The organism is Pseudomonas sp. S2_E01, from assembly GCF_054668365.1.
Genome location: NZ_CP162762.1, coordinates 3,928,602 through 3,943,939 on the forward strand (window position 1 = coordinate 3,928,602; position 15,338 = coordinate 3,943,939).

At 61.5% G+C, this 15,338-nt stretch carries 17 protein-coding genes and 1 riboswitch; of the genes, 3 read left to right on the forward strand and 14 right to left on the reverse strand.

Going from position 1 to position 15,338, the window contains the following annotated elements; translation table 11 throughout:
* Positions 1 to 845 precede the first annotated feature (845 nt).
* From AB4O36_RS18190 to AB4O36_RS18200, 3 genes are all read left to right on the forward strand, one after another.
* On the forward strand, positions 846 to 1,070 hold the full coding sequence (locus AB4O36_RS18190; protein ID WP_008031832.1) for a hypothetical protein: 225 nt from the start codon (positions 846 to 848) through the stop codon (positions 1,068 to 1,070).
* Between the two features lie 375 nt (positions 1,071 to 1,445).
* The gene (locus AB4O36_RS18195) at positions 1,446 to 1,928 is read left to right on the forward strand and encodes a hypothetical protein (protein WP_460117063.1); all 483 of its coding nucleotides are present in this window, start codon (positions 1,446 to 1,448) and stop codon (positions 1,926 to 1,928) included.
* 147 nt (positions 1,929 to 2,075) lie between these two features.
* On the forward strand, positions 2,076 to 3,353 hold the full coding sequence (locus AB4O36_RS18200; protein ID WP_460117064.1) for an OmpP1/FadL family transporter: 1,278 nt from the start codon (positions 2,076 to 2,078) through the stop codon (positions 3,351 to 3,353).
* Positions 3,354 to 3,489: 136 nt separating this feature from the next.
* Here AB4O36_RS18200 and AB4O36_RS18205 read toward each other — a convergent pair whose 3' ends face one another.
* The 14 genes from AB4O36_RS18205 to cobO all read right to left on the reverse strand — a co-directional run bounded on the left by AB4O36_RS18205 (position 3,490) and on the right by cobO (position 14,984).
* Positions 3,490 to 4,041 carry a glutathione peroxidase gene (locus AB4O36_RS18205; RefSeq protein ID WP_460117065.1) on the reverse strand — a complete coding sequence of 184 codons (552 nt, stop codon included), beginning with the start codon at positions 4,039 to 4,041 and terminating at the stop codon, positions 3,490 to 3,492.
* Between the two features lie 53 nt (positions 4,042 to 4,094).
* Complete coding sequence (locus tag AB4O36_RS18210) at positions 4,095 to 4,217, reverse strand: hypothetical protein (protein ID WP_460117066.1); 123 nt, start codon at positions 4,215 to 4,217, stop codon at positions 4,095 to 4,097.
* The gene (locus tag AB4O36_RS18215; RefSeq protein WP_460139943.1) at positions 4,214 to 5,422 is read right to left on the reverse strand and encodes an MFS transporter; all 1,209 of its coding nucleotides are present in this window, start codon (positions 5,420 to 5,422) and stop codon (positions 4,214 to 4,216) included. The genes AB4O36_RS18210 and AB4O36_RS18215 overlap by 4 nt, the downstream gene beginning before the upstream one ends.
* A 54-nt stretch (positions 5,423 to 5,476) precedes the next feature.
* Complete coding sequence (locus AB4O36_RS18220; RefSeq protein WP_460117068.1) at positions 5,477 to 5,881, reverse strand: MarR family winged helix-turn-helix transcriptional regulator; 405 nt, start codon at positions 5,879 to 5,881, stop codon at positions 5,477 to 5,479.
* Between the two features lie 168 nt (positions 5,882 to 6,049).
* Positions 6,050 to 6,781, reverse strand: coding sequence for an adenosylcobinamide-GDP ribazoletransferase (locus tag AB4O36_RS18225; protein WP_460117069.1), 732 nt, complete (start codon positions 6,779 to 6,781; stop codon positions 6,050 to 6,052).
* Positions 6,782 to 6,783: 2 nt separating this feature from the next.
* Positions 6,784 to 7,359 carry an alpha-ribazole phosphatase family protein gene (cobC, locus tag AB4O36_RS18230; RefSeq protein ID WP_460117070.1) on the reverse strand — a complete coding sequence of 192 codons (576 nt, stop codon included), beginning with the start codon at positions 7,357 to 7,359 and terminating at the stop codon, positions 6,784 to 6,786.
* Positions 7,356 to 8,411, reverse strand: coding sequence for a nicotinate-nucleotide--dimethylbenzimidazole phosphoribosyltransferase (cobT, locus tag AB4O36_RS18235; protein ID WP_460139944.1), 1,056 nt, complete (start codon positions 8,409 to 8,411; stop codon positions 7,356 to 7,358). The genes cobC and cobT overlap by 4 nt, the downstream gene beginning before the upstream one ends.
* Positions 8,408 to 8,929: a bifunctional adenosylcobinamide kinase/adenosylcobinamide-phosphate guanylyltransferase gene (gene cobU, locus AB4O36_RS18240; protein WP_460139945.1), complete on the reverse strand. Its 522-nt coding sequence runs from the start codon at positions 8,927 to 8,929 to the stop codon at positions 8,408 to 8,410. The genes cobT and cobU overlap by 4 nt, the downstream gene beginning before the upstream one ends.
* Before the next feature lie 58 nt (positions 8,930 to 8,987).
* Positions 8,988 to 10,460, reverse strand: a complete 1,473-nt coding sequence (locus AB4O36_RS18245) for a cobyric acid synthase (RefSeq protein ID WP_460139946.1) — start codon at positions 10,458 to 10,460, stop codon at positions 8,988 to 8,990.
* Complete coding sequence (gene cobD, locus AB4O36_RS18250) at positions 10,457 to 11,449, reverse strand: threonine-phosphate decarboxylase CobD (protein ID WP_460139947.1); 993 nt, start codon at positions 11,447 to 11,449, stop codon at positions 10,457 to 10,459. Before cobD ends, AB4O36_RS18245 begins: the two co-directional genes overlap by 4 nt.
* On the reverse strand, positions 11,442 to 12,350 hold the full coding sequence (gene cbiB / locus AB4O36_RS18255) for an adenosylcobinamide-phosphate synthase CbiB (protein ID WP_460117075.1): 909 nt from the start codon (positions 12,348 to 12,350) through the stop codon (positions 11,442 to 11,444). The genes cobD and cbiB overlap by 8 nt, the downstream gene beginning before the upstream one ends.
* Positions 12,347 to 12,997 (reverse strand): 5,6-dimethylbenzimidazole synthase, encoded by a 651-nt coding sequence (gene bluB, locus AB4O36_RS18260; RefSeq protein ID WP_460117076.1) that lies wholly within the window; start codon positions 12,995 to 12,997, stop codon positions 12,347 to 12,349. The genes cbiB and bluB overlap by 4 nt, the downstream gene beginning before the upstream one ends.
* Positions 12,994 to 14,376, reverse strand: a complete 1,383-nt coding sequence (locus AB4O36_RS18265; protein ID WP_460139948.1) for a cobyrinate a,c-diamide synthase — start codon at positions 14,374 to 14,376, stop codon at positions 12,994 to 12,996. The genes bluB and AB4O36_RS18265 overlap by 4 nt, the downstream gene beginning before the upstream one ends.
* Complete coding sequence (cobO, locus tag AB4O36_RS18270; RefSeq protein ID WP_075948452.1) at positions 14,373 to 14,984, reverse strand: cob(I)yrinic acid a,c-diamide adenosyltransferase; 612 nt, start codon at positions 14,982 to 14,984, stop codon at positions 14,373 to 14,375. Before cobO ends, AB4O36_RS18265 begins: the two co-directional genes overlap by 4 nt.
* Positions 14,985 to 15,067: 83 nt before the next feature.
* Positions 15,068 to 15,282, reverse strand: a riboswitch (cobalamin riboswitch).
* Positions 15,283 to 15,338 lie beyond the last annotated feature (56 nt).

Below are 15,338 nucleotides of genomic sequence, written 5' to 3' on the forward strand. Positions count from 1 at the left end.
CAACCGCCCTTGAACTCCCGCAAAGCCTTATGGAATGGGGCTCGCAGTCAAACTGACGATTTTTTCACCAGTAAAAAAAAGCGATGTTTTTCATTGACTTAAATTTTTCCTGCAGGCAGCCATTGCGCTTGAGGGCGATGTGACAGCGAGGTTACAGGTTGCGCAACTAATGTGCACAAGTACCTCCAAGGCGGTTATATGGATGCGCTTTTTCGGCGCGTTTTGTTACCCAATCTGGGGATAAACCTTGGCAACCCCTGGCCTAAGGCCGCCTTTTGGGCGACGAACGTCATTGACCGACTGTCGGATTCCGGGCCATTTCGGGCAAAAAAGCCCCGGGAAATGCCGCAGGGGGATTGAGCCCAGAGGCCTACTCAAAGGTAATTGATCGATACCCTTCCCTTTCTCCGTTCGATCCGTTACTATCCGCGGCGTTAGTACCAAGCTGAAAGTCAATTCTGGTCGAACAAATCCCCCCGGCATGCCTTCTTGCACAGAAGCCCACCGAACAAGCGGGATCGGCCACCTCGATGGTTTCCAGGTAAAACTTGCGCCAACACGACCTTTGAATCGCAATCAAAGGGTGTTGCGAAGCCCCTTACTCTGACCGAACCAACCTGCAAATTGATCAGGATCTTCACCCCGGGCCCAGAACCTTTGCCCTCGATGTGATGCCTGCCCTCCTAAGTACCTACCTGCCAGCCCAAGCGCGCCAATTTAATCAGCGCTTCAAACTGGCTGCTTTGTTCCAGTCGGGTTCTTCGTTCGACCAATGGTGGTCGTCGTTACTGGAACGTTTTAATTTTGCACGGTTCATATCCGTGTCGCTTGCAGGAACACCTTTAATGACTACTCAAATCCATACACAGGATGCAATCCGCACCCTCACCAATGCTTTTGCTCCGATGAACTGCCTGATCATGGCCGCTCGCAAAGGCTGCTTCAGCTTTACGCTGGTCAACGAACACGGCATCGCTCGTCACAGCGAACGCCTGTACCCCGACCAGTACTCCAGCGCCGAGCCGCTGCAGGCCGTGATCGAGCGTACTCGCCAGGCGCTGGTCGCCTGACACTGCCACGCCATGTAGGAGCGAGCAAAAGCTCGCGATGGACGTAAACGAAAACGCGGGATGCCTGAATGCCCGCGGTGCACCGACCTCCATTCGCGAGCATGCTCGCTCCTACAGAGTGCAGCGAAAGCGAAAGCCCCGCCCTAAAAGCGGGGCTTTTTATTGCCTTGTGTTTCTCAGCGACTAAGTCCCAATCGATATAACGTTTATAACTGCCGATCAGAAATATTTTAAAAACAATCCTTTACAACGCGAATATGACACTAGACTTCAACTCAAGCGGCTTGATCCGCTTCCGGCGAGCCTGAGTCTTTATCCACCGCTGCCAACGCTCCCTCTCAGGACTCGCCGACCACTTCATGTTCCGAGGGTGTTATGGGTATCGCTGCCAGCGAACTTTGCCGTTATGTGATCCGTCCGACGTTGATCTACCTTGGACGCCATAACGCAACCGCCGAATCCCTGTTGCTGGGCATCGCCGCCAGTCAGTCCGCCCTTGGTTCCGCCCTGCATGACCGCCGTGGCCATGGCCTGTACCGAATTGCCGAACCCCGCCACCAGGCGCTGTGGGACGATTACCTGGCACTGGACCCGGAACGCGCCAGCCTGGTCCGCGGGCTGGCCAGCCAACACGCTTTCCTCAGTGGCCCCCACATTGAATTGACCGTCAACCTGCGTTACGCCACAGCCATCGCCTGGCTGCTGGTGGAAGAACAGAACACTCCACTCCCCGAAGCCGACGATCTGTTGGGCATGGCGCGCATCTGGCGCCAGACCTTTCAGCCGCAAGGACGCCTCAGAGACTTCACCTATGCCTGGCAAACCTGTGTTTCACCGCTGAATCAGGTCGCCTGCTGATACACCCCGCTCCGAAAGATCGTGCAACATGCCGCGAATCTGGTTGGATTGTCCTACAAAACCGCTCTAACTCAAGCGATACAGCCTATAGCGCCCGGACGAAAATGTTGGTAATTTCCGCCCCGGTGATCATCAGGAGTTCTAATAATGAAAAAAGTCATGCTCAAAACCACCCTTAGCCTCGCCGTTACCCTCGCCTCCACCCAGATCTTTGCGAGTGGCTTCGCCCTCAACGAACAAAGCATCAGCGGGATGGGGACAGGTTTTGCCGGGCGCTCTTCTTCTGCCGACGACGCATCCACCGTATTTGGCAACCCTGCCGGCATGGCGCGCCTCAAGCGCGAACAAGTGACCGGCGGTGTTGCATTCATTGACGCACACACCGATATCAGCGACGCCAGCTCCAGCCCGAACCGCGGCACCAATAAAGGTGACATGGTTCCGTTCATGGGCGTACCTATGGGTTACTACGTCAAGCCAATCGACGACCATTGGGCATTCGGCCTGGGCGTATACGCGCCGTTCGGCCTGGTAACCGACTACGAGAACGGCTTTGCCGGCAAGTACTTCGGCAGCAAAAGCGAAGTCAAGATCGTGACCGTCCAGCCAACCATCAGCTACGCCTTCAACGACAAGGTGTCGATCGGTTTCGGGCCGACCATCAACCGCATCGACGGCAAACTGGAATCAAACCTGTCGCTGAACCCTCGGGGTCCGGACGGCACTGTGACCATCAAGGGTGACGATACTGCCCTGGGCTTCAACGTGGGTGTACTGGTTCAAGCCACCGACAGCACTCGCCTGGGCATGACCTATCACTCGAAAGTGAAGTACAAACTCGACGGCGACACCAAGGTCAGCTACGTCGGTCTCGCCCTTGCAGGCCAGAATCCGAACCAGAAGTACGATGCCTCCCTGGACATCTCCACCCCTGAGTCGGTTGATTTCTCCGTGACTCACCAGTTGGACGACCAGTGGACCCTCTACGCAGGCAGCACCTGGACCCGCTGGAGCCGCCTGAAGGAGATCTCGGTTGAGAACGATGGCGTTCCAGCCGCACTGCGTCCCCAGTTCGGCACCATCACTGAAGAGCAAGACTGGCACGACACCTGGGCTCACGCCATCGGTGCTTCCTACCAGTTGAACAAGCAGTGGGTATTGCGTACCGGCCTGTCCTTCGACCAGTCGCCGACCAACAACGAACACCGCTCCCCACGCATCCCGACTGGCGATCGCACGATCTTCAGCGTGGGCGCCGGCTGGAGCCCGACCGACGACCTGACCATCGACGTGGCGTACTCGTACCTGAAAGAAGAGTCGGTGACGGTGAACAACTCCAACGGTGCACCTCGCAACCAGTCGTATAGCTCCAAGTATGAAAACTCGGCAAACGGTTTTGGTGTAGGCGCAACTTACCGCTTCTGATGATCAACGCCTGAACCTGTCCCTGTAGGAGCGAGCATGCTCGCGATGGTCGTCAACGATAACGCTGGATGCCTGACACCCAGCGGGGCCTAAACCTCCATCGCGAGCGTGCTCGCTCCTACAGAATGCATGAAGATCAGGGCTGTGAAGCCAGGGCTTTTTCCACGGCGCTGATGAAGGCTGGATCATCCGGTTTGGTCAGGCTGGAGAAATTGGCGATCACGTGGCCTTTGCGATCAACCACGTATTTATAGAAATTCCACTTCGGCGCGCTGCTCTGGGCTGCCAGCACCCGGAACAGATGCGTGGCGTCATCACCACGAACCTTCTGCGGCTCGGTCATGGTGAATGTCACGCCGTAGTTCACGTAGCAGACCTTGGCGGTCTCTTCGCCGTCCTTGGACTCCTGCTTGAAGTCATTGGACGGGACGCCAATGACCTCCAGCCCCTGGTCCTTGTATTGCTGATTGAGCGCCTCAAGCCCCTTGAATTGTGGGGCAAAGCCGCAAAAACTGGCGGTATTGACGACCACCAGCGGTTTGCCGGCGAAGCGTTGGCACAAATCGATGGACTCCTTGGCGCGCAGTTTCGGCAACGAGCCCTGCAACAGCTCCGGGCATTCGGCGGCCTGCGCCAAACCGCCAACGGCTAGGAGTAACGCGGGAACAGCAAGCCAGCGCATCAACATATCCAGTCATCCTTCAAGTCATCTGCAACGAACTTACTCGCCCTGGGCTTGCGCTAGCAAGCACCCATGCCCAGTTGCATCAACGCCAGCCCGCCCCGGTGCCAGCCCCACCACGCCAGGGCCAGCAACAGGGTGCCAGCGGCCGCAACGGCGACCCGCGGCCACAGGCTATTCATGTCGCGCTCATTTGCGTTTGCAGGCGCGCCACAGGCCGTTCACGCACTGGCCAGTTCAGCGCGGCAGCCATCAGGCTCAACAGAATCGCGACTTGCCAGATCAAGTCATAGCTCCCGGTTCGGTCATACACCACCCCGCCCAGCCAGCCGCCGAGGAACGAGCCGAGCTGGTGGAACAGGAACACGATCCCACCGAGCATGGACAGATTACGGACGCCAAACAAGGTCGCCACCGTACCGTTGGTCAATGGCACCGTCGACAACCAGAGGAAGCCCATTGCCATACCAAACAGATAGGCCGTGATGGTCGTGACCGGCGCCCACAGGAACAGTCCGATTACTACCGCCCGCAGCAAATACAGACCGGTGAGCAAACGCGGCTTGGACATGCGCCCGCCGAGCCAGCCCGCTGTATAAGTACCAAAGATATTGAACAGGCCGATCAGCGCCAGCACCGTCGTGCCAACCGTCGCGGGCAGATGTTGATCCACCAGGTAGGCTGGCAGGTGCACGCCGATGAACACCACCTGGAAACCGCAGACGAAGAAGCCGAACGCGAGCAGCCAGAACCCGGAATGGGAGCAGGCTTCGTGCAGTGCTTCGGTCAGGGTCTGTTCGTGGCCGGCCGCCGGCAATGGCTTGTCCTTGAGCATGCTCACCAACGGCACGATCATGGCCACCAGCAGGCCCAACACCAGCAACGCCGCCGACCAACCCAGCCAGCCGATCAATCCCAGCGTACCGGGCAACATGGCGAACTGACCGAAGGAACCGGCCGCGCTGGCGATCCCCATGCCCATGCTGCGTTTCTCCGGCGGGACCGCACGCCCCACCACGCCGAGTATCACCGAGAACGAGGTGCCTGACAGACCAATGCCGATCAACAGACCGGCGCTCAACGACAGGGTCAATGCAGAATCCGACAGCCCCATCAACGCCAGGCCCGAGGCGTACAGCACACCACCGATCAGCACGACTTTCGCCGCACCGAAGCGATCGGCCAACGCGCCGGTGAAGGGCTGGGCCAGGCCCCAGATCAGGTTTTGTAACGCGATGGCAAAGGCAAAGGTTTCACGCCCCCAGCCAAACTCGGCACTCATCGGCGCCAGAAACAGCCCGAAGCCATGCCGTACGCCCAGGGACAACGCAAGAATCAACGCACTCCCCAACAGAACCCAGCCGCAAGTACGCCACATCGATGTCATATTCTTATTCTCCGGTAGCGGGTATATACCCGCTTAAAGTCGGAAAAACAGGCCTCAGGCCAGTTCGTCCAGCAGCTTGAGCAAGGTTTCTCGTTTCTCGGCACCCAGGCGTTCGACCAATCGTTGTTGCGCGGCTTCCCACGCCGGCAAGGCCGCCACCAGTCGTTCAGCACCCGTTTGGGTGAGCTTGACGATGCGGTTACGCATGTCTTCGCCCTCGACCAGCATCACCAGGCCCTCGCCTTCCAGCACCCGCAAGTTGCGCCCAAGGGTGCTACGGTCCAGGCCCATGGCTTCGGCCAGGCTGGAAATGCTCGGTTGGTCCAGGCGCTGCAGATTGCACAGCAAAGAATACTGGGCGACGTTGATCCCGAAGCCATCGAGAGCGCCGTCGTAATGCCTGCTGACGCCACGAGCGGCGCGACGCAGGTTGATGCATAAACATTGGGAGTCGAGCATGGTGCGTGTATATACCCGCGAATCAGTTAAATCAAGTTTCAAAAATGGTGTTGTAAGTTAGATTGCTATCGCGGGCAAGCCCGCTCCCACATTCCGCCTGGTGTCTACAAGTCAAATGGTGGGAGCGGGCTTGCCCGCGATAGCGGTCTACTCCCTCACACAACAACGTCAGACCAACACAATCCCAACCAACACCGCCACCTCCAGCAACTCCAGCAGTGCCCCCGCCGTATCCCCCGTCGCCCCTCCCAGCCGCCGCAGCATCACCCGTCGCAACCAGACGAACACCAACGCCGCCAACACGACGGCAAAAGCCCCACTGAGCCCACCGATCAACGCACACGCCAAAGCGCTAACCGCCAACACCCGCTTGCCGGCCAAACGCGGCAAATGATCCGCCAACGCCTGCCCCAAACCACCCGCCCGCACATAAGGCGTAGTCAAAAACAGCCCCAACAACGCACTGCGACCGATTACCGGCACGATGATCAGCAACACCGCGTGCTGTTGCTCAATCAGCGCCAGCAACGCGCAGAATTTCAGCAACAACACCACTACCAGCGTGACCACCGCAATCGGGCCGCTGCGCGGGTCCTTCATGATCGCAAGTGTGCGCTCGCGATCACCAAAACCGCCCAGCCACGCGTCGGCGCTATCGGCCAGACCATCCAGGTGCAAGCCGCCACTGAGCAACACCCACGCCGTCAGCAACAGCGCCGCGTGCAGCAACAATGGCGCACCGAGCAACAAGCCGTTCAACGTCCAGAGGATCACCCCGAACAATAACCCCACCAGCGGATAAAACAGCAAAGAACGCCCCAGCTCCTGGGGTGCTGGCATGCCTGGCAGGCGAATCGGCAGGCTGCTGAGAAATTGCAGGGCGATCCAGAACGGCAACATGGTCAGATCAATTCCTTGAGAAGGACACCGGGTGTGACGTTTAAAGAAAACAGCGCGCCATGCCTGACTTCCACATTGAGCAAGTGCTCGCGTGGCAATCCACGTGCCTGCGCCAGCAGCAGGCGCATGACCCCACCGTGGCTGATCAACAACACCCGTTCGCCGGCATGGGCTGCGTGCAGCCGCGCAATGGCGGCCAGGACCCGCGCCGAAAAGTCCTCGACGCGCTCCCCTTGCGGCGGTGTGAACGAGTAGGGATCGGCCCAGAACAAGCCGAGCGCTTCGGCATCCGTCTCCATCAACGCGGCTGCGCTCTGCCCTTCCCAGGCGCCGAAATGCAGTTCCTGCAGATCGACCTCCAGTTGCACGGGCAAACCCAGTTGCTCGCCGAGTTCTTCAGCAAAGCGCGCGCAACGCTGCAAGGGTGAACTGACCAGCCGATCCCAGGGCCCCTGCGCAACCACCGCCGCACGCATCTGCGCCCAACCGGCGTCGGTCAGCGCATCGTCGAGACTGCCGCGCAGGCCGCCACCGAGTTCAGTTTCGCCGTGGCGCAGCAGGTCCAGGCGCAAGGTCATGCCGGACGATCCGCGACGGCCGCCTCGGCGAACGTCGCCATTTGCCCGTGAAGATCACACGCCAGGCGCAGCACCGGCACGGCCAGCGCCGCACCACTGCCCTCGCCCAATCGCAGACCCAGCTCCAGCACCGGGTCGGCCTCCAGCATTTGCAGCACATGACGATGACCCGGCTCAGCACCACGATGACCAAACAGCATCCACTGGCGCGCCGGCGGGTTCAGGCGTACCGCCAACAGCGCCGCGACGCTGCAGATGAACCCGTCCACCAGCACGGCGATCCCTTCCTGGGCGCACGCCAGGTACGCGCCCACCAGTGCGGCGATTTCAAACCCACCAAGGTTGAACAGGGTCTGCAACGCATCGCCGCGCTGGGCCGCGTGCACGGACAACGCCCGTTCGATGACCTGCACCTTACGGCTGACACCCGCAGCGTTCAGTCCGGTGCCAGGGCCTGTCAGGTGGGTGACCGGGCAATCGAGCAAGGCACAGGCCAACGCACTGGCTGCAGTGGTGTTGCCTATGCCCATCTCGCCGCCGATGAACAAGTGCGCGCCCCGCTCGAGGGCGCGGCGAGCGCTGTCGCGGCCGGCCTGCAAGGCCAGTTCGCCCTGAACCTGGCTCATGGCCGGGCCCTGGACAAAATTCGCCGTGCCCGGGCCGATGTTCAAATGACGCACACCCTGCAGGTTCAACGCCGGCGTCACCGTGCCAAGGTCGACCACTTCCAGTGATGCGCCGAGCTGGCGCGCCAGCACGCTGATCGCCGCGCCACCACTGACGAAGTTGAGCAACATCTGCCCGGTGACTTCCTGGGGAAACGCCGACACACCCTCTGCCACCACGCCATGGTCACCGGCAAAAATGGCGATCCATACCTGGTCCAGGCTTGGTTTCACCTGCCCCTGCATACCGGCCAATTGCACCGCCACCGATTCAAGATGACCGAGGGAACCGGCGGGTTTGGTCAGCTGTTGTTGGCGAGCCTGCGCCTGTTCGACGGCCTGGGCGTCGATGGGCTTGCATGGATTCAGCCACCAGGATTGGGTCATAACGCGTTTCCTTTCAAAGTCAGGGGCAAGCCGGCGACAGTCAGCACCACGCGCTGGCAACGTTCAGCCAGCGCTTGATGCAGCCAACCGGCTTCATCGACATAACGGCGAGTCAATTCGCCCAGCGGCACGACACCCATTCCGGTCTCGTTGCTGACAAAAATGATTTCGCCCGGCAGGTCCGCCAGGCAGTCCAGCAACGCTTCCCGCTCGCTCGCCAGGCGTTCGGCGTCGTCGAGCATCAGCAGATTGGTCATCCACAGGGTCAGGCAATCCACCAGCAGGCAACGGTCAGCCCGGGCGGTTTCACGCAGGACGCGCGCGAGCTGCACCGGCTCTTCGATCAGCGCCCACGCGGCCGGTCGCCGGGCGCGATGATGGGCCACACGATCATTCATCTCACCGTCCAGCGGTTGGCTGGTGGCAATGTAGGTCACAGCCAGGGTGCTGTCGGCGGCGAGTTTCTCGGCCAGGCGGCTCTTGCCGGAGCGGGCGCCGCCGAGGATCAGTTGGATCATTGAGACATCCTGAAAAATAGATGGTGAGGCAACCGGCCTCATCGCGGGCAGGAACAACTCAAATCCCACAGAGCTTGCGCAAAAGCCCGGTATCCAGATGCTTCTCCACCAGATCCGCCAGCCGTTCGATATCCCGCTCGCGCAGCCCGTGGTAATCGACTTCCTGCACATCCCGCAGCCCTGCCCACCGCAACAACGCGGCACTGGCCGCCGGCGACTCGAACAAGCCATGCAGGTAAGTGCCGAAAATCTGCCCGTCGGCACTCTGCGCGCCATCGCAGCGACCGTCATCCAGGAACACGGCCGCTTGCTCCAGGGCTGGCCCGGTGGTGACGCCGGCGTGAATTTCATAACCCATGACGTCCGCATCCTCCAGCACCAGGCGCCCACGCACATTGCGCAGTTGTTTGTCGGCTTCCAACCGAGTCTCGAACGCCAACAACCCAAGGCCGGCACTGGAACCGGGCGCGCCTTCAAGGCCCAGCGGATCGTGGACTTGTTCACCGAGCATTTGCAGACCACCGCATATCCCCAACACCTTGCCACCGTAACGCAAGTGGCGGGTGATGGCAGTGTCCCAGCCATTCGCCCGCAAGTACGCCAGATCGCTGCGCACGCTTTTGGAGCCGGGAAGAATGATCAGGTCGGCGGGGGGAATGGCTTGGCCGGGGGCGATGAATTGCAAGTCCACCTGGGGGTGCAGGCGCAGTGGATCGAAATCGGTGTGGTTGCTGATACGCGGCAACACCGGCACCACCACCTTGAGCACCTGATCGGCCTTGTCGGCCTGACGCTGGTCGATGCCGTCCTCGGCTTCCAGATGCAGGTCCATCACGTAGGGCAAGACGCCGATCACCGGTTTGCCGGTGCGGGCCTGCAGCCAGTCGAGTCCCGGTTGGAGCAAGGCGATGTCGCCACGAAAACGGTTGATGATGAAGCCTTTGACCCGAGCCTGCTCACTGGGCGACAACAGCTCCAGTGTGCCGACCAGGTGCGCGAACACTCCGCCGCGATTGATATCGGCGATCAGCACGACCGGGCAATCCACCGCCTCGGCGAAGCCCATATTGGCAATGTCGCCGGCACGCAGGTTGATCTCTGCCGGCGAGCCCGCGCCTTCGACCATGACCACTGGATACGCCGCGCTCAAGCGCTGGTGCGAAGCCAGCACCGCTTCCATCGCGATGGCTTTGTAGTCGTGGTACGCCACCGCATTCATCGTCGTGACCGCACGGCCGTGGATGATCACCTGGGCGCCAGTGTCGCTGTTGGGCTTGAGCAGCACCGGATTCATGTCGGTGTGCGGTTCGAGATAAGCCGCCTGGGCCTGCACGGCTTGTGCGCGACCGATCTCGCCACCGTCGGCGGTCACGGCACTGTTGAGCGCCATGTTCTGCGGCTTGAACGGCACCACCTCGACGTCCTGGCGAGTGACCCAACGACACAAGGCCGTCACCAGCGTGCTTTTACCGGCGTCGGACGTGGTGCCCTGTACCATCAAGGTGGAGCCCCGGGGCTTGAGCGCAGTCATCGTTTTTCCCCGGCAAAGGCTTCGAGTGCCTGATCCAGCCGCAACCAATCAGCTTCCTCGCCCGGCAGGCCAAAGCGCAGGCTGCTGGTGCTGGAGAACAGGCGCAGCAGGATGCCGCGCAGGGCCATGAACTCATGCAACTCTTCGGCGTGTTCGGTGCTCAGCCACTGAAACAGGGCGCAACCGCCCTGGGGTTTGAAACCGTGTTTTTCCAGCAGCGTCACCAGCCGCTCACTGGCGGCATCGCTGCGCGCGCGCTGACTGGCATGCGCCTGTTTATCCAGCAGGCAGACTCGCCCCAGCACACGGGTCGGCCCACTGACAGCCCAGGGTCCGACTTGTTCGGCAAGCAACTTGAGCAACTTGCGCTCGGCCAGGACAAACCCCAGGCGCACGCCGGCCAAACCAAAAAACTTGCCGAAGGAGCGCAGCACCACCAGGCCGACCTGATGGGAAAAAGGTGCCAGGCTCAATTGCGGCGTGTTGTCCATGAACGCCTCGTCCACCACCAACCAGCCGCCCCGTTGAGCCAACCGGGAATGCCATTCCAGCAAACGCGTAGGCGCGATGCACAAGCCGGTTGGATTGTTCGGATTGACCACCACCAGCACATCGAGGTTGTCGATGAAAAAATCGACTTCCTGTTCCACCACCTCACGCACGATGTAGCCGTTGCGGCGCCAGGCCTCGGCGTGTTCGGCGTAACAGGGTGACAGCACTCCGACCTTGCCGGCCCGACGCAAACGCGGCAGCAACTGGATCGCCATTTGCGAGCCCGCTACCGGCAGCACCTGCGAGGCGCCGTAGTATTCGCAGGCCGCCTGCTCCAGGCCATCGTCGGCTTCCGGCAACCGCGCCCAGGCGCGCAGCGGAATGTCCGGCACGGCAAACGGCCAGGGCGCAAGGCCGCTGGACAGGTCGAGCCAATCCGCTTCGGCAATGCCGTATTCAAGCGCCGCCTTGCGCAACCGACCACCGTGTTCAAGCATAAAATTCAGCTCCCACACACAGAATCAGCAACCATAACCATACCCCGCGCTGGACCAGTTGCCAGCCTCGATCAATGGAATCGGCGTCCGCTGGCACACCTTCGCCCAACTGGGGACGCTGGTGCAACTCACCGTGATAAATCGCCGCCCCACCCAACTCGACCCCCAGGGCGCCTGCCCCGGCGGCCATCACCGGACCGGCGTTCGGGCTGTCCCAGGTGGGGCCTTGTGTGCGCCAGCATTTGAATGCGAGTCGGGTCTTGCCCAACAGTGCATAGGTCAACGCCACCAATCGGGCAGGAATGTAGTTGAGCACGTCGTCGATCTTCGCAGCCGCCCAGCCGAAGCGTTCGAAACGCTCGTTGCGATAGCCCCACATCGCGTCCAGCGTGTTGCTCAAGCGATAGAGCACCACCCCTGGCGCGCCGGCCACGGCAAACCAGAACAACGCCGCGAAGACGGCGTCACTGCCGTTTTCCAGGACCGATTCAGTGGCGGCGCGGGCCACTTCGGTTGAATCCAGCTCAGTGGTCTGGCGACTGACCAGATAACCGACACGCTGGCGCGCCTGCTCCAGATCATTGCTACGCAAAGCCTTGGCAACCGGCTCGACGTGCTCCCCCAGGCTGCGCAAGCCAAGCGCACAATAGAGGGCGAGAATCTCGACGATCCAACCCACATAAGGCGCCCAGGAAAAAGCCGTGGCGAGCAAGGTCAGCGGCACGACCGCAATCACCCAGGCCGTCACGCCATGGCTGCGCCAGCCGCGACCACCCCCGTTGAAACGTTGTTCGATGCGGTCGGCAAAACGGCCGAAGGCGACCAGCGGATGCCAGCGCTTGGGCTCGCCCAGCAGCGCATCCAGCGCCACCGCAGCGACACTCAACAACGCCACACTCATTGACTCACTCCCCAATAATTCTCATACAACATTTCGCTTAATGGACGTTCCCGCGCCCAGCCTTCAAGCACCAGCATCGGTGCCGGATAAAACTGTTCGACCGGTCCCAGGCAGAGAATCGCCAAAGGCTTGGCCCCGGCGGGCAGCCCCAACAGGTCAGCCAGGGCCTGGGGCTCGAACAACGAAACCCAACCCATGCCGAGCCCTTCGGCGCGGGATGCCAGCCACAGGTTCTGGATCGCGCAGGACAACGAGGCCATGTCCATTTCCGGCAACGTGCGGCGGCCGAAAATATGCCGTTCGCGGTCGTCCATCAGCGCCGCAATCAGCACCTCGGCGCAGTCGTTGATACCTTCGACTTTCAGCTTCATGAATTCGTCACTGCGCTCGCCGAGGGCCTCAGCGGTGCGCATGCGTTCTTCCTCCACCAGCGACTGGATCCTGCCGCGCAGGCTTCGGTCGCTGATGCGGATGAAGCGCCACGGCTGCATCAGGCCAACGCTCGGCGCCTGGTGCGCGGCTTCGAGCAGGCGCCGCAGTTGCTCAGGTTCTACGGTGCCACCCGTGAAGTGACGCATGTCACGGCGTTCGGCGATGGCGCGGTAGACCGCTTGGCGTTCGGCCTCGGAGAAGGCGTTGTCGGTCATGGCCTCATCGCGGGCAAGCCCGCTCCTACACCAATACACTCGCCCCCTGCAGGAGCGGGCTTGCCCGCGATGGCGTCCGTAAGGTCCGGCGCAAAAAGCGCAGCAATCGCAGGAGGATTTGACGGAAAATAGAAATGCACATAAGAAGCCGTCATCCGCCCCTCACGATAAACGGCCTCCGCGCCGCGCCCCCCGTTTGGGCTCAGGCCGCGAGCAATCGGAGCCAGCTCGGTGGTGGTCAGCGAATGGTGATAGGTGTGCCCGCGCAGCGAGCCTTCCGGTAATTCAACCGCCTGCAAGGCGAGCGCCGCCAGGCGTTTCTGCATCACCGCATCCCCCGCCAGCAAGCCCGCCAACTCGGCGCGAGTGCCCTCGACATCGGTCAACGAATCAAGCAGGTAGAGCATGCCGCCGCATTCGGCCAGCAACGGTTTGCCGGCTGCATGGTGGGCGCGGATCGCTTCTAGCATCGACGTGTTCTGCGCCAGCGCCACGTGGTGCAGTTCCGGGTAACCGCCGGGCAAGTAGAGGCTGTCGGCGGGCGGCAGTTGCGTGTCGCGAATCGGCGAGAAGAATGCCAACTCGGCGCCCATCGCCCGCAGCAGGTCCAGGCTGGCGCCATAGGTGAACGCAAAGGCTTCATCACGCGCCACGGCAATGCGCACGCCGGCCAGCCAAGGCTCGACCGCGATCACTTCAGGGGCCGCAAACGCCACGGCGGGCGGCAGCGCGACTTCGCAACTGCTGGCCAGGGCATCGGCAGCAGCATCGAGACGCAGATCCAGATCGTTCAATTCACTGGCCTGAACCAGGCCCAGGTGTCGGCTCGGCAGCTCGATTCCGGTTTCCCGGGACAGCGCGCCGTACCAGCGCAAACCTTCGGTCAGGCTGCCTTCGAGCAATTGCGCATGGCGCAGGGTGCCGACCCGGTTGGCCAGCACACCGGCAAACGGCAGGTCCGGTTGATAGCGGGCCAGGCCCAGTGCCAGGGCGCCAAAGGTCTGCGCCATGGCCGTGCCGTCAATCACCGCGAGTACAGGCACACCGAAGTGACGCGCCAGGTCGGCGCTGGACGGGGTACCGTCGAACAGGCCCATGACCCCTTCAATGAGAATCAGGTCAGCCTCGGCGGCGGCTTCCCACAACAGTCGCCGGCTTTCCTGCTCGCCGACCATCCACATGTCCAATTGATACACCGGCGCACCGCTGGCGCGCTCGAGGATCATCGGGTCGAGAAAGTCCGGGCCACACTTGAAGACGCGCACCTTGCGCCCCTGGTTGCGATGCAACCTCGCCAGGGCGGCGGTGACGGTGGTCTTGCCCTGACCGGAGGCCGGCGCGGCAATCAATACCGCCGGGCAATGACGTGGCTCACTCACAGTTCAACGCCCTTCTGCGCCTTGATACCGGCCTGGAAGGCGTGCTTGATCATGCCCATTTCGGTAACGGTGTCGGCCAACTCGATCATCTCGGGTTTGGCGCCGCGGCCGGTCACCACCACGTGCTGCATCGGCGGACGCGCTTGCAGGTCGCTGAGGACCTGATCGAGGTCGAGGTAGCCGTGCTTGAGAGCGATGTTCAACTCATCCAGCACCACCAGACCAATCGACGGATCGCGCAGCAACTCGCGGGACACCGCCCAGGCCGCTTCGGCGGCAGCGATGTCACGCTGGCGGTCCTGGGTTTCCCAAGTAAAGCCTTCGCCCATCACGTGGAAACGCACCTGCTCCGGGAAGCGGCGGAAAAACAATTCTTCACCGGTACTGTTGCGACCCTTGATGAACTGCACCACGCCGCACTGCATGCCATGGCCCATGGAACGGGCGAGCATGCCAAACGCCGAGCTGCTTTTGCCTTTCCCATTGCCGGTGAGCACCAGCAGCAGGCCGCATTCGTTTGGCGAGTTGGCGATGCGTTCGTCGATCACAGCTTTTTTACGCAACATGCGCGCCAAATGGCGTTCGTCACGATCTGGGGTATCGGTCATGGGGGAGCTCTCCGTTGAGGCGGGATAACGGCGGGCAGGCACAAGAAACAGATGGCAAGAAGCCCGACATCGCCCACCGTGATGTCGCTGGATTGAATCAGGCCGGTCTCCGGGCTCATGAGCGGCATCACGCCGGACTGCGCGCCTTCCCATGTCGCGATCGACACAGTGGCTCAAGGCGCAGCTTTCACTCATTTACCGTTGCGGGGGCAGCGCCGGGATCGTGCACGCACTCACCGGCTTCCCTGTTTCACTCTGCCGACCTGGGTCACAGAGCACCTGAAACAAGCCGCGAAGGTTAGAGGGTTGGGGGTGGAGCGTCAATTAAAGCCGGGAGGCTGGCGGATGAATAAC

Bases quoted from the DNA above. Each gene is read 5' to 3' on its own strand.
- cobC (WP_460117070.1), bottom strand. From the start codon at position 7,359: ATGACCTTGCGCCTGGACCTGCTGCGCCACGGCGAAACTGAACTCGGT.
- cobT (WP_460139944.1), bottom strand. From the start codon at position 8,411: ATGACCCAATCCTGGTGGCTGAATCCATGCAAGCCCATCGACGCCCAG.
- cobU (WP_460139945.1), bottom strand. From the start codon at position 8,929: ATGATCCAACTGATCCTCGGCGGCGCCCGCTCCGGCAAGAGCCGCCTG.
- bluB (WP_460117076.1), bottom strand. From the start codon at position 12,997: ATGACCGACAACGCCTTCTCCGAGGCCGAACGCCAAGCGGTCTACCGC.
- AB4O36_RS18205 (WP_460117065.1), bottom strand. From the start codon at position 4,041: ATGTTGATGCGCTGGCTTGCTGTTCCCGCGTTACTCCTAGCCGTTGGC.
- AB4O36_RS18245 (WP_460139946.1), bottom strand. From the start codon at position 10,460: ATGACTGCGCTCAAGCCCCGGGGCTCCACCTTGATGGTACAGGGCACC.
- cobO (WP_075948452.1), bottom strand. From the start codon at position 14,984: ATGACCGATACCCCAGATCGTGACGAACGCCATTTGGCGCGCATGTTG.
- AB4O36_RS18190 (WP_008031832.1), top strand. From the start codon at position 846: ATGACTACTCAAATCCATACACAGGATGCAATCCGCACCCTCACCAAT.
- AB4O36_RS18210 (WP_460117066.1), bottom strand. From the start codon at position 4,217: ATGAATAGCCTGTGGCCGCGGGTCGCCGTTGCGGCCGCTGGCACCCTG.
- AB4O36_RS18215 (WP_460139943.1), bottom strand. From the start codon at position 5,422: ATGACATCGATGTGGCGTACTTGCGGCTGGGTTCTGTTGGGGAGTGCG.
- AB4O36_RS18225 (WP_460117069.1), bottom strand. From the start codon at position 6,781: ATGTTGCCGTTCTGGATCGCCCTGCAATTTCTCAGCAGCCTGCCGATT.
- AB4O36_RS18195 (WP_460117063.1), top strand. From the start codon at position 1,446: ATGGGTATCGCTGCCAGCGAACTTTGCCGTTATGTGATCCGTCCGACG.
- cbiB (WP_460117075.1), bottom strand. From the start codon at position 12,350: ATGAGTGTGGCGTTGTTGAGTGTCGCTGCGGTGGCGCTGGATGCGCTG.
- cobD (WP_460139947.1), bottom strand. From the start codon at position 11,449: ATGCTTGAACACGGTGGTCGGTTGCGCAAGGCGGCGCTTGAATACGGC.
- AB4O36_RS18200 (WP_460117064.1), top strand. From the start codon at position 2,076: ATGAAAAAAGTCATGCTCAAAACCACCCTTAGCCTCGCCGTTACCCTC.
- AB4O36_RS18220 (WP_460117068.1), bottom strand. From the start codon at position 5,881: ATGCTCGACTCCCAATGTTTATGCATCAACCTGCGTCGCGCCGCTCGT.